Source organism: Roseobacter cerffii, from assembly GCF_054226325.1.
In genome coordinates this window covers 3,297,264-3,309,454 of record NZ_CM135757.1, presented here as the reverse complement: position 1 = coordinate 3,309,454, position 12,191 = coordinate 3,297,264, and the positions used below count along the sequence as shown (strand labels likewise).

General features: G+C 62.5%; 16 protein-coding genes. 4 read left to right on the top strand and 12 right to left on the bottom strand.

Translation table 11 applies throughout. From position 1 onward, the window contains the following. Positions 1-85 precede the first annotated feature (85 nt). The gene (locus ACVC7O_RS16050) at positions 86-544 is read left to right on the top strand and encodes a (2Fe-2S)-binding protein (RefSeq protein WP_458323119.1); all 459 of its coding nucleotides are present in this window, start codon (positions 86-88) and stop codon (positions 542-544) included. A gap of 49 nt (positions 545-593) precedes the next feature. On the opposite strand, the gene ureG is transcribed toward ACVC7O_RS16050, so the two are convergent. From ureG to ACVC7O_RS15995, 11 genes are all read right to left on the bottom strand, one after another. Next, positions 594-1,217: an urease accessory protein UreG gene (ureG, locus tag ACVC7O_RS16045; protein ID WP_458323118.1), complete on the bottom strand. Its 624-nt coding sequence runs from the start codon at positions 1,215-1,217 to the stop codon at positions 594-596. After that, entirely contained in the window at positions 1,214-1,855 is a 642-nt protein-coding gene (locus ACVC7O_RS16040; RefSeq protein ID WP_458326106.1) for an urease accessory protein UreF, read from the bottom strand. The genes ureG and ACVC7O_RS16040 overlap by 4 nt, the downstream gene beginning before the upstream one ends. After that, positions 1,845-2,333: an urease accessory protein UreE gene (ureE, locus tag ACVC7O_RS16035; protein WP_458323117.1), complete on the bottom strand. Its 489-nt coding sequence runs from the start codon at positions 2,331-2,333 to the stop codon at positions 1,845-1,847. The genes ACVC7O_RS16040 and ureE overlap by 11 nt, the downstream gene beginning before the upstream one ends. Positions 2,334-2,341: 8 nt before the next feature. Beyond that, a complete protein-coding gene (gene ureC / locus ACVC7O_RS16030) occupies positions 2,342-4,051 on the bottom strand; it encodes an urease subunit alpha (protein ID WP_458323116.1) in 1,710 nt (569 codons plus the stop codon). A gap of 13 nt (positions 4,052-4,064) precedes the next feature. Next, a complete protein-coding gene (locus ACVC7O_RS16025) occupies positions 4,065-4,493 on the bottom strand; it encodes a lysozyme inhibitor LprI family protein (protein WP_458323115.1) in 429 nt (142 codons plus the stop codon). After that, complete coding sequence (locus ACVC7O_RS16020) at positions 4,493-5,314, bottom strand: cyclase family protein (protein WP_458323114.1); 822 nt, start codon at positions 5,312-5,314, stop codon at positions 4,493-4,495. The genes ACVC7O_RS16025 and ACVC7O_RS16020 overlap by 1 nt, the downstream gene beginning before the upstream one ends. Before the next feature lie 27 nt (positions 5,315-5,341). Continuing rightward, positions 5,342-5,647 (bottom strand): urease subunit beta, encoded by a 306-nt coding sequence (locus tag ACVC7O_RS16015; RefSeq protein ID WP_458323113.1) that lies wholly within the window; start codon positions 5,645-5,647, stop codon positions 5,342-5,344. Positions 5,648-5,688: 41 nt separating this feature from the next. Then, on the bottom strand, positions 5,689-5,991 hold the full coding sequence (locus tag ACVC7O_RS16010; RefSeq protein WP_458323112.1) for an urease subunit gamma: 303 nt from the start codon (positions 5,989-5,991) through the stop codon (positions 5,689-5,691). A 3-nt stretch (positions 5,992-5,994) separates the two neighbouring features. After that, a complete protein-coding gene (locus tag ACVC7O_RS16005; RefSeq protein WP_458323111.1) occupies positions 5,995-6,810 on the bottom strand; it encodes an urease accessory protein UreD in 816 nt (271 codons plus the stop codon). A 152-nt stretch (positions 6,811-6,962) separates the two neighbouring features. Next, complete coding sequence (locus tag ACVC7O_RS16000; RefSeq protein ID WP_458323110.1) at positions 6,963-7,769, bottom strand: N-acyl homoserine lactonase family protein; 807 nt, start codon at positions 7,767-7,769, stop codon at positions 6,963-6,965. After that, positions 7,766-8,086: a putative quinol monooxygenase gene (locus tag ACVC7O_RS15995; RefSeq protein WP_458323109.1), complete on the bottom strand. Its 321-nt coding sequence runs from the start codon at positions 8,084-8,086 to the stop codon at positions 7,766-7,768. The genes ACVC7O_RS16000 and ACVC7O_RS15995 overlap by 4 nt, the downstream gene beginning before the upstream one ends. 103 nt (positions 8,087-8,189) lie before the next feature. On the opposite strand from ACVC7O_RS15995, the gene ACVC7O_RS15990 reads away from it, so the two are divergent. Both ACVC7O_RS15990 and ACVC7O_RS15985 read left to right on the top strand, forming a co-directional pair. After that, positions 8,190-9,269 carry an isocitrate/isopropylmalate dehydrogenase family protein gene (locus tag ACVC7O_RS15990; protein WP_458323108.1) on the top strand — a complete coding sequence of 360 codons (1,080 nt, stop codon included), beginning with the start codon at positions 8,190-8,192 and terminating at the stop codon, positions 9,267-9,269. After that, positions 9,269-10,291: a Gfo/Idh/MocA family protein gene (locus ACVC7O_RS15985; protein WP_458323107.1), complete on the top strand. Its 1,023-nt coding sequence runs from the start codon at positions 9,269-9,271 to the stop codon at positions 10,289-10,291. Before ACVC7O_RS15990 ends, ACVC7O_RS15985 begins: the two co-directional genes overlap by 1 nt. Before the next feature lie 15 nt (positions 10,292-10,306). Here ACVC7O_RS15985 and ACVC7O_RS15980 read toward each other — a convergent pair whose 3' ends face one another. Continuing rightward, positions 10,307-11,116 carry an aspartate dehydrogenase gene (locus ACVC7O_RS15980; RefSeq protein WP_458323106.1) on the bottom strand — a complete coding sequence of 270 codons (810 nt, stop codon included), beginning with the start codon at positions 11,114-11,116 and terminating at the stop codon, positions 10,307-10,309. Positions 11,117-11,278: 162 nt separating this feature from the next. On the opposite strand from ACVC7O_RS15980, the gene ltnD reads away from it, so the two are divergent. After that, positions 11,279-12,172 carry an L-threonate dehydrogenase gene (gene ltnD, locus ACVC7O_RS15975; RefSeq protein ID WP_458323105.1) on the top strand — a complete coding sequence of 298 codons (894 nt, stop codon included), beginning with the start codon at positions 11,279-11,281 and terminating at the stop codon, positions 12,170-12,172. Positions 12,173-12,191 lie beyond the last annotated feature (19 nt).

The following is a 12,191-nucleotide window of genomic DNA, read 5'->3' as shown; positions in this document are numbered from 1 at the left end:
ACGCTGCGCCGATCTGACGTCGCGACGCCGTTGAGCGTGTTGCGCGCGCGCAGTAGTCTGAATTCGGTAACCGGAGGATCGCGCCATGAAGCTCACCGTGAACGGCACCGCCCATGACGTCGATTTGGCCGGCGACATGCCGCTTCTCTGGGTCCTGCGCGAGGCGCTTGGCGTCACCAGCGTGAAGTACGGCTGCGGCGTCGCCCAATGCGGCGCCTGCACCGTGCATGTGGACGGCGTCGCGGTGCGCTCCTGCCAACTGGCCGTGGAGGATCTGGAAGGGTCCGTGACCACCATCGAAGGGCTCGGTGTGCCGGACAGCTTACACGCGGTTCAGGCGGCGTGGATCGCGCATCAGGTGGCTCAATGCGGCTATTGCCAGTCCGGTCAGATCATGCAGGCGGCGGCCTTTCTGGATGCCCTGCCGGACCCGACAGATGCTGAGATCGATGACGCGATGAACGGCAATCTCTGCCGCTGCGGGACCTATCCTCGCATCCGCGCCGCTATCAGAACCGCTGCTGCAAAGCTGCAAGAAACCTAGCGAGATCAAAGGTCTAAGCCTATCGGCTCACGGCGAGACCAACAGGCGATCAGGCCGTCACCAGCCCGAGGCCCGACACCTCCCGGAGCATTGCGATGACGGTATCAACACCCTCACCGCGACGCAGCGCGGTAAAGGCAAACGGACGCCCCGCACGCATCCGCTCGGCATCGCGCTGCATCACCTCGAGCGAGGCGCCCACATATGGCGCAAGATCCGTCTTGTTGATGATCAGAATATCCGACCGGGTAATCGCCGGTCCCCCCTTGCGCGGGATCTCCTCGCCAGCGGCCACATCGATGACATAGAGCGTCACATCCGCGAGTTCCGGGGAGAAGGTGGCGCTGAGATTATCGCCGCCACTTTCGAGCAGGATCGCCTCTACATCCGGGTGGCGCGCCTGCATCTGCGCCACTGCCGCCAGGTTGATCGAAGCATCCTCGCGGATTGCCGTATGCGGACAACCTCCTGTTTCCACGCCGATAATCCGATCCTGCGGCAAGATCTGCATCCGCGTCAGCGCCTCGGCATCTTCTTGCGTGTAGATGTCGTTGGTGATCACCCCGATCGAATGCTGCGCGCTCAGCGCGCGCGCCAGGCAGGCGGTCAGCGTGGTTTTCCCGGCGCCCACCGGGCCGCCAATGCCAATGCGAAGAGGACCATTCAGGATCATGTGCGAAAGACCTTTGAATAGAGGGTTTCATGCTGCATGGCCGCAATGTCGGCGGCAAAGCAGGGCGAGGCGAGGTCACCCAAAGACAGACCAGAGGCGTGCTCCGCCGTTTGCTGGATCAGGGACGCCAGGCGGGCGAGCAGGCGCTGCCCGTCGGTCTGACCCAGCGGCACCAGCCGGACGGCCGCCGAGATCAGGTTGCTGGCGACGGCATGCAGATACATCCGCGCGGTCAAATCCAGCGGGATCGCCTGCGCCCGCGCGGCCCGCGCAACGGCCACAGGGTAGGTCAAGCTCCCAAGCTCGGTGCCCCAAACCGCATCGACCGTGCGGGTGAACGCGTCCCCCTGTTGCTCCGTCTCCAGCAGCCGCTCGGCGCTGGCAGCAAAGGCCCGGGCGGTCTGATCGATCTCGCTGAACTCTGCAGCGGTTGCATGGTAAGCCACTGATAAGATGATGATATCAGCCTGCCCACTACCATGAGTGATGAGGTCTCGCAGCCACTCCTCAAGCTGGTCGATGGTCTTGATCTCGCCTGCTGCAATCGCGGTTTCCAGCCCATGCGAATAGGCGAAGGCACCCACCGGGAAGGCCGGAGAGAGCCACTGCGTCAGTGTCAGGATCGCGTCAGTGCTCATGAGAATGGCTATGCCCATGCTCAGGCCCATGTTGCGCCGAATAATCGTGGCCATGCGTGCGCCCGTGTCCATAAGCCCCGCCCTCTGGCGTGAAGGGCTCGACCACCTCATGCACATGCGCGCCCAGCTGGGCCAGCATATCTGCCATCACGTGATCCTTCTGGATCAGCAGCCGGGTGTCTTCGATCTGGCAGGGCGTGTGGCGGTTGCCGATATGCCAGGCGATGCGGTGCAGGTCCTGGCCGGTAATCTCCAGCAGGGGCTCAGGGGCCGCACGCACACCGATCCGCTGGCCTTCGGTGGTCTCGAGCACATCTCCCTGCGTCAGCGATGTGGTCTTGGGCAGGTCCACGAGAACCTGCGCGCCCGCATCGGTCGTCAGCATTTTGCGCCGCAGGAAACGGGCGTCGTAATCCAGCGTGACGTGGTCGGTGGCGGCGCCGGGTGTCGTCGAAACTGCTTGAGCGGTGGCGATCATGAGGGACCTCAGAACAGGAAATAGCGCTGCGCCATGGGCAGGACGTCGGCAGGTTGGCAGGTCAACAGTTCGCCATCGGCGCGGACCTCATAAGTCTCAGGATTAACATCGATTTCCGGCAATGCGTCGTTCAGGATCAGGTCCTTTTTGCCGATGCCGCGGGTCTTTTCAACGGCGATGGTCTGCTTTCGCAAGCCCAGCTGATCTCGCACGTCCGCCGCCTGCGCTGCCGCGCTGACGAAGGTCACGGCGGAGTGTTCGACTGAGCGGCCAAAGCTGCCGAACATGGGCCGTGTGTAGACGGGCTGCGGCGTCGGGATCGAGGCGTTCGGGTCCCCCATCTGGGCGCAGACAATCGTGCCCGCCATCAAGACCATCTCGGGTTTCACACCGAAGAATGCCGTGTTCCACAGGCAGAGGTCGGCGCGTTTGCCCTCTTCAATGGAGCCGATCTCGTGGGAAATCCCATGCGCGATCGCCGGGTTGATGGTGTATTTCGCAATATATCGGCGCACGCGCATGTTGTCGTTCTCGCCAGTTTCCTCTGCCAGCCGTCCGCGCTGTTTCTTCATCTTATCAGCGGTTTGCCAGGTGCGGATCAGCACCTCGCCCACACGACCCATCGCTTGGCTGTCCGACGCGATGATCGAGAACGCGCCCATGTCGTGCAGGATGTCCTCGGCGGCGATGGTCTCGCGCCGGATGCGGCTTTCGGCAAAGGCTACATCCTCGGGGATCGACTTGTCGAGGTGGTGACAGACCATGAGCATATCGAGATGCTCTTCCAGCGTGTTCACCGTGAAGGGCCGTGTCGGGTTGGTCGATGAGGGGATCACATTGGCATCGCCGCAGATCTTGATGATGTCCGGCGCGTGCCCGCCGCCGGCCCCCTCGGTGTGGAACGCGTGGATCGTCCGACCTTTCATTGCCGCGACGGTGTTCTCCACAAAGCCGCTCTCGTTCAGCGTATCCGTATGGATCATCACCTGCACGTCCATGTCGTCGGCGACGGAGAGGCAGCAGTCGATAGCCCCGGGCGTCGTGCCCCAATCCTCATGCAGTTTCAGCGCGCAGGCGCCACCCTCGACCATCTCGACCAGTGCCTCGGGCTGACTGGCGTTGCCTTTGCCTGACACACCGATGTTCATCGCGAAATGGTCCACGCTCTGCAGCATGCGCCCGATGTGCCAGGGGCCCGGCGTGCAGGTGGTGGCGAGCGTGCCATGCGCGGGTCCGGTGCCACCGCCCAACATCGTGGTCACGCCCGAGTGCAGCGCGTCTTCGATCTGCTGCGGACAGATGAAGTGGATGTGGCTGTCGAAGCCGCCCGCGGTGAGGATTTTCCCTTCACCCGCAATGGCTTCGGTCCCGGGGCCCACAATGATATCGACACCCGGCTGGGTATCCGGGTTGCCCGCCTTACCAATCTTGTGAATGCGCCCGTCCTTCAGCCCCACATCCGCCTTATAGATGCCGGTGTGGTCCACAATCAGCGCGTTGGTGATCACGGTGTCGACGGCCCCTCCCGCGCGCGTGACCTGGCTTTGTCCCATCCCATCTCTGATGACCTTACCGCCGCCGAACTTCACCTCTTCGCCATAGATCGTGTGGTCCCGTTCAACCTCGATGATCAGGTCGGTATCCGCGAGCCGCACCTTGTCGCCTGTCGTCGGGCCGAACATCGCGGCATAGCTGGAGCGGGAGATAGTGGCTGGCATGGGTGTCGTCCTGTCAGTTGGTCATTGCAAAAATGCGAAGGTCTTCGGTGCGTTGGCGGGTGAGCCGCTCAAGGCAGATGAGGAACAGCTGGCTCGCCATCGTGCCGCCGCGCGCGACGGTTGCTTCGGCGCTACAGGCCTGATCCCGAAAAGAAATCCAGCTGCGTTGCGCCTCGCGCAGAATGTCCTCGCTGGGCGGCGCACCGCTCTGGTCGGAAGTATCGCGCGTCCGGGCGACGGTCACAGCACTCTTCCAGACAGCGTTCAACTCCTGGTCCGCTGCCTCCGCCGCGAGACCTGCACACCCCGTCATCTCCACCTGCGTTGTTGGGTCCTCGCAATCGAGGACCTGCGCCTGTGCTGCGGCGCAAAGCCCAAGCGCGGCGAAACCCAGAGCGCAGCGCAGCCCGGTCACAAAGGTGGCGGTGACGCGCGCAGCCATCACACCATCGCAAAGATGCGAGCGGGTCCACCAGTGCCGCCTACGTGGTTCGGCGCGCCGACCACAAGCGTCGCACCCGCCGCTGGCACATCTCCGAGCCCGGCCAGGTTCTCGATCCCGTAGCGGTTCGACGGCAGCCAGGCATAATGCGTTGCGAAATCCGCCGATGGGCCGTGGTCAAGCGACAGCGTATCGACGGCCATGGCCGCCGCGGTGGTCTCTTCCAGCAGCATTTGCGTGGCCTCGATATGGAAGCCGGGGAAATGTTTCACGCCGTCGGCATCATTGCCGACGTAGTCCGGCCCATCCGTTTTCGCGGCCCAGCCGGAGTGCATGGCCACACAGGCGCGGTCCGGAATGTCCCCATGTTCAGAAATCCAGGCGGTCAAGTCATCCGGTGTCACCTGCGCATCCGGGTCGTCGGCGGCGCGGGCTGCGATGTCGATCACGCAAAGTGGCACCACCAGATTTCCCACCGGGATCTCGTCCACCGAGGCCCCATCCGCCGAGAAATGCAGCGGTGCGTCAATATGCGTTGCCGTGTGTTCATTGATGTTGAGGTTCATCAGATTGAACCCGTGTTCGGCAAAATTGAACTGCTGCTCCATCGAGATGCCGGGCACGCCAAAGAATGTAGGAAACTCCGGGCTCAGCTTGTGGGTCATATCCACGACCCCACCATGACCCGCAGCCATTGCCGCGGGCGCGGATGCCACGGCCCCCACCGTCGCTGCCGCCCCGACGGCAGCCGATGCCTTGAAGAAGTCGCGCCGCGACAGCATCCGCTCCTTCACCGAGTTGATCACGCAAACGTCACACATGGTTGGTCCTCCTCCGAAACCGGGCGATCAGAGATCACCCATGATTTGTTGATTGAAGCCGAATACGCGGCGCGCGCCAGACAGCGGGATCAGCTGCACCTCGCGCCGCTGGCCCGGCTCAAACCGCACGGCAGTGCCCGCCGCAATGTCCAGCCGACAGCCTCGCGCCGCATCGCGGTCGAACTCCAACGCCGGGTTGCTCTCGGCGAAATGGTAATGGCTGCCCACCTGCACGGGCCGGTCCCCGGTGTTGGCGACCATCAAGGTCACCGCCTCGGCGCCTTCATTGAGAACAATCTCACCATCGACCGTCACGACTTCTCCGGGGATCATATGCGCATCCTTTGCTTCACCCTTCCAGAAATACTCAAATCCTACCGGATCGGATTGTGCACCGTCACCAGTTTGGTCCCATCCGGGAAGGTCGCCTCGACCTGCACATCATGGATCATCTCGGGCACGCCCTCCATGCATTGATCACGTGTGATGACTTCGGCGCCCGCCTGCATCATATCGGCCACCGACCGGCCATCGCGCGCGCCCTCCACGACAGCATCCGTGATCAGTGCGATTGCCTCCGGGTGATTGAGCTTCACACCGCGCTCCAGCCGTTTGCGCGCCACCTCGGCGGCCATCGCGACCAGCAGTTTGTCTTTTTCACGGGGTGTCAGCTGCATGGGTCAAAGTCTCCAGCTTATCGGCAGTGTATTGTGTGTCAGGTCGTCTAGAAGCGGCACAAGCCGCTTGCGCAACTCGAACCCATCGGTGGCCAGAAGGCGGGCGACCAGCAGGTTCGGCTGCAGCAGGCTGGCGCCTCCGCTGTCTCCAAGCGTGGCCCGGACCTTGGCGAGTGCTCCCTCCGCCTCCGGTGCGACAAAGACCACATTCGCCATTGCGCGCGCGCCGCCCGCTATGGCGGGGCGGTCGAGCTTGGCGGCGATGTCACCATCGAGCAGAACGCCATCTCGGTAGATCAGGTCACCTGCCTGCCGGATATCGATCCGATCTCGAAACGACGCGTTACCCAGATCCTCGCCCATCGCGCGCCGCCCAAAGAGCACCGGCTCGACCATCAGGAAGCGGGCCGTTGTGGCCAGGTCAACGTCCAGCCTGCGAGACAGCGCTGAACCGTCGTAGAGGATCGTCTCCTGTGGCACCCAAAGCAGCTCGGCTTCTTCCTCGACCACAAGTCGCGTTCGGATGCGTCCGATTTGATGGGCCTGCGCGCGATAGGCGCGTTCCGCTGCCTGCGTGGTCAGTGTCAGCTGCGACGCGGACCCCGCCGTGGCCGAGATGTCGAACCTGTCCCCACCGGTGATGCCACCTGCCGTGTTGACGAGGATGCCCTCCACCCGGTTGTCCGTGCGCGGGAAGACGACTTTCACCGCACCGGCCTGGTGCAGTTGGTCAATGCAAGAGCGCCCGTCGCGGCATTTGCTGGAAACGATCGCGGACCCAATTGCGCGCGGCTGATCCAGCAATGTCGCGGATTGCATCAGCACGTCTCAAAGCCCCCGGTTCGTCTCACTCCGGAGATCAATCTCACATGAGTTCAGGTATTTGGCCATAGCGGAGCGCATCTCTGCCCAGCTCGCGCGCATTTGCGCCTGATAATTGGGCGTTCCTGTCCGACCCACTTTATCGCCCATCACGTAGCCAGAATGAGATCTGCAGTCTCGGGGCCGTGGTCGAGCCGCCAGATGTGATCGGCCATGGCCTGCGGGTAGGCCCGGGTCACCAACGGGTCGTGCCCCGGCACAATCAGGGTTTTCTGGGAGGCCAGAGCTTCCAGCCGGTTGAAGCCATCGAGCATGTCTTGCAGATCCACAACGATGGGGAAGGGTTTGCGCGCAAAGATGTTCTCATAGTAATGCGCGGCATCCGAGGCGAGCACCAGCCAGCCCGCTTGCGTACGCACCCGTACGGCCTGCAGTCCCCGGCTGTGCCCACCGATGCAGTGAACGGTGACCCCCTCGGCCAACTGTGCGTCCCCTTCGTGAAAGATCACTTTCCCCGCGTAGAGACGTTTGACCGCTTCACAGATGTGGTCTGCGGTGAAGGGCATGCGCAGGGTGTCGTGGCACATGCAGGGGCCGGTCGCATAGGCCATCTCTGCCGCCTGCATGTGCAGCGTCGCGTTCGGGAAGAGGTGCAGCCCGCCTGCATGATCATAGTGCAAATGCGTCACGATCACCGAGGTGATATCCGCCGGATCGAGGCCCAGCGGCGCCAGCGATGCGACCGGGTCCAAGCGGATCGGGCGGTCCCGCGTTGCGGCTTCGTCCGAGTCGTATCCGGTATCGACGAGGATGGTCTCCGCCCCCCGGCGGAGCACCCACATGAAGTAATCCATCGCGTGCGGGGCATCGTGGTTGTCATCAAAAATGAAGCTGTCCGCCCGGGTGCGTGCATTCCGGTCAGCATATTTGACGGCAAAGACTTCCCACTCGCTCATTGATGGACCTGCGCGTAGGTGGTGACGGATTTGTTGGCGATCATATGGGCCGTGGCGGCGTCAAAGGCCTTGAAATGCGTGCTGGCCAAATGCGCATCGAAGGCCGCGGCGTTACTGTAAAGCTCATAGAGAAAAACCTCGTCCGGTCGGGCGTCATCGGTTGCGACATCAAACTGATGACACCCCGGTTCCTCGGTCAGCGAGGTTTTCGCATTCTGCGCCATCAACGGCATGAACGCGAGGATGGCCTCCGGTTTGATCTGAAGCGTGACGACGACGGCGAACATATCCATCCTTGCAACTGTCTTTTTGATCATTTACGCATGCATTAATGCATACATTAAATCGTCGGCGCGTGTCACGCCTAAAGATTGGGAGTGTGCTATATCATTGAGCAAACACGAAGAGGCGCAAAAATCAATGAAAGACACCTTCGAGATCGCGGTCTTTCAAGGCGACGGCATCGGGCCGGAGATCACGCAGCCGACGGTTGATATCCTGCAGATGCTGGCCGGGCGCAGCGGTTATGGGCTGACTTTCCGCGATTGTGCCGCAGGCGCCGCTCATTATGCCAAGACCGGAGACTCGTTGCCCGAGCCGTCGATGCGTACCGCGCGAGAGGCGGACGCGATCCTGCTTTCGGCAATGGGCCTACCGTCGGTCCGCTATCCTGATGGGACCGAAATCTCCCCGCAGATTGATTTGCGCAAGGCGCTCAACCTCTTCGCGGGGGTGCGGCCCGTTCGCATTTTCCCCGGCCAGCCCACGCCGCTCACGTTGCCGGCCGGCAAGTCCGTTGATTTCGTCCTCATCCGCGAGAGCACCGAGGGGCTGTTTTACACCCAGGGCTGCGGCGAAGTGACAGAGGATGAAGCGCGCGAGACACTTCTGATCACCCGCAAGACATCGGAGCTTCTGTTCGAGTTTGCCTTCCGTTTGGCGGGTGAACGCAAGGCCTCTGGTCGGGGCCGCGGACATGTCACTTGCGTCGACAAGGCCAATGTGTTCCGCGCCTTCGCCTTCTTCCGCGAGATTTTCGACCAAGAAGCCGCGCGGCATTCGGAACTCACAAGTGACCACGCTTATGTAGATGCGGCAGCCCTGTGGTTCGTGCAGAAACCCTGGGATTTCGATGTGCTCGTCACCGAGAACATGTTTGGCGACATCCTCTCGGATCTTGGGGCGGGGCTCATGGGAGGCTTGGGCGTCGCGCCATCGGCGGACATTGGTCTGGAACACGCGGTCTTTCAGCCGTGCCACGGCTCAGCCCCCGACATTGCGGGGCAGGGCATCGCAAACCCCTTTGCGATGATCCTGTCGGGTGCCATGATGCTGGAGTGGCTGGGAACGCGCCATCAGAACAGCGCGCTTCTGTCGGATGGCGCATCGCTGCGTCAAGCAACCGAGGCCGTGATTGCGGAGGGTGCCGCCTTGACCGGTGACCTGGGCGGGACGGCGACAACGCGGGATGCGGCCAAAGCTGTCGCTGCAGCGCTCTGATGTCAGAGGACACGCTCACTGTTGCCTGTCTGGGCGCAGGTTACTTCAGCCAGTTTCACTATGGCGCATGGGCGCGCATCCCGCAGGTCCGCTGTATCGGCGCAGCTGATCAGGAGATCGACCGCGCGCGCGGCACCGGCATCCCGGCCTTTGCAAATCTGGAGGCGATGCTCGCGGCAGGGGTCCCGGATATCCTGGATATCATCCTGCCGCCTCCAGCGCACCGAGCTGCGATCCAAACCGCCCTTGATCACGGGGTTAAGACGATCATTTGCCAGAAGCCGTTCTGCATCGATCTCGAAGAGGCCGAAGATGTTGCGCGTCTAGCGTCGCGCGCGGGGGCCAGGCTGATCGTGCATGAGAACTTTCGGTTCATGCCATGGTATCGCGCCATCAAGGCCCAGATCGACGCGGGCCGCATTGGGGTGCCGCTGCAAGGCGCGTTTCGTCTGCGACCGGGCGACGGGCAGGGGCCCGAGGCCTATCTCGACCGACAGCCTTACTTCCAGCAAATGCTCCGGTTTCTCGTGCATGAGACGGGCGTGCATTGGATCGACACGTTCCGCTATCTCTTCGGCAACCCCAACGCGGTCTATGCCGATCTGCGGCAGATCAACCCGGCGATCAAGGGCGAGGATGCGGGCTATGTCCTCTTTGATCATCCAAACGGTGTGCGGACGCTCTTTGACGGAAACCGTCACTGCGATCATGCTGCGGACAACCAGCGGCGCACGATGGGCGAGGCGCTGTTCGAAGGCACCGAAGGCGTCTTGATCCTGCTGGGCGACGGCAGTGTCACCTTCCGGGCGCGTGGTGGACTGTCCGGAGAGACAGTTCTGCCCGCTGATACCTGGGAGGGATTTGGCGGAGACTGTGTTTATCATCTGCAGGAGCACGTGGTGCGTGGGCTGCGCGATGGGACGCCCTTCGAGAATGAAGCGCAGGACTATCTCGACGTGATCCGCGTCAAGGATGCGATCTATCGCTCAGCCGAGACAGGTCGGAAAATTGCACTGGGGTGACAGGATGCATCCCGCTCAGATCATTAGCGCATCGCGGGCCCGGATGATCTCCCGGATCACGCTATAGGCCGTCGAGACAGATGTTTTTGCGTTTCCTGATGCGGCGGTGCTCTCGATTTGCATGGCGAAATTGCCCGTCTCGGACCGGACCTCGTAGCTATGCGCGTTTCCGGTCGCTTCCGGATCAGCGATCAACTGCACCCGTGTGCGGTCGAAACTGCCGCAAGCAAGTGCCAGTGTGGCCGCGACATTCGCGTTCTTGGGATAGAGGCGGGCGGCCTCGCGCGCCGACCCGTCAAAGAAGGTCTGTGCCTGTTTCAGATAGGCCAGGTCGCACTGGTCTTCAGCGGCCGTCCCGCGCCAGGCCGCGGGCGGTTTGGTGCCGCGATAGACGACCTCTGTATCACCGGCGAGGGCGAGTGCCGAGAGCAGGTCGATGCCACCAATCGCTCCAGATGGCAGGATCAGCCGCCCACGGCCGTCGGCTGAAGCGGCCTTCAGGCGCCCAAAGAGAGCCTCATCCGCGAGTGCGCCGACCGATACAACAATCGTATCGCAGCCATGGCACAGGGCGTGCGGACAGTGATCCGAGACGCTGTCGTGGCCGGCACATTCCACCACCAGATCAGGCGCAGCCGCGAGGACGGTGTCGATATCGTCGGTCACTTGCACGGCCGGCGCCGCGTGGCGCAGAGTGTCGTCTTTCAGGGTCTGTGCAATTGCGCTGGACCGGACCAGCAAGGTCAGCTGCGCGACCGGCTCTTGCGCCAGCCAGCCAACGATGGTTTGTGCAATGCTACCGTATCCGATGAGCGCGAGATGCATAAGTGGTCCCCTTCCTGGCCCGCGCGCCTTTGGCTCTTGGGGCATGTGTCATCACGGTGCAAAGCCTTGCAATCGGCAAAACCCGTTTGATTGTAGCGAGATATAGCACATAGTACGCTCAAACAGGTCAGAACACCGGCAGGTGCATTGGGGGAGATATTCATGTCGCAGAAAACAGCGGTGATCGGGCTGGGCTCCATGGGCTACGGCATCGCGCAATCCGCTCTCCGTGCGGGGCATGACACATATGGGTTCGATGTGAACGATGCGCGGCGCGAGGCGTTCATTGCAGATGGGGGACGCGAAGGCGCGCTGGCCGAGATCGCAGGTGAACTGGATGCGGTGATCGTCGTGGTCCTGAACGCTCAGCAGACCGAAGAGGTGCTCTTTGGCGCCGCCGGGGTTGTCCCTGCGCTGAAGCCCGGGGCTGTGGTTTTGTCCTGTGCCACCGTGCCGCCAGAGGTGGCGCGCGATCTCGCAACGCGGGCTGGTGAGTTTGGGGTGCACTATCTTGATGCGCCAATTTCTGGCGGGGCTGTCAAGGCGGCGGCGGGTCAACTCACCATCATGGCAGCTGGCTCCCCTGATGCATTCGCCGCAGCGAAAACGACCCTGGAAGCCATCGCCGAAACGGTGTTTGAACTTGGTGAAGCCGGCGCCGGCTCGGCGATGAAGGCGGTCAATCAATTGCTCGCCGGGGTGCATATCGCGAGCATGGCAGAAGCTCTCACCTTCGGTATAACCCAAGGGGTGCAGCCGGACAAGTTTGTCGAGGTGATCAGCAAATGCGCAGGCACCAGCTGGATGCTTGAAAACCGTGCGCCACACGTCGTGGCCGGCGATTACACCCCGCATAGCGCCGTGAACATCTGGCTCAAAGACCTCGGGATCGTGCTCGATATCGCAAAGGCCAGCCAGTTCAGCGCACCGTTGACGGCCGCCGCCCTGCAGCAATTCATAGCGGCGGCGGGGCAGGGCCTGGGCGGCGAGGATGATGCGGCAGTCGCGAAGGTCTATGCACGCAACGCGGGCCTGACGCTGCCAGGAGAGGCCTAGGGTGGCCGAGATGAACGGA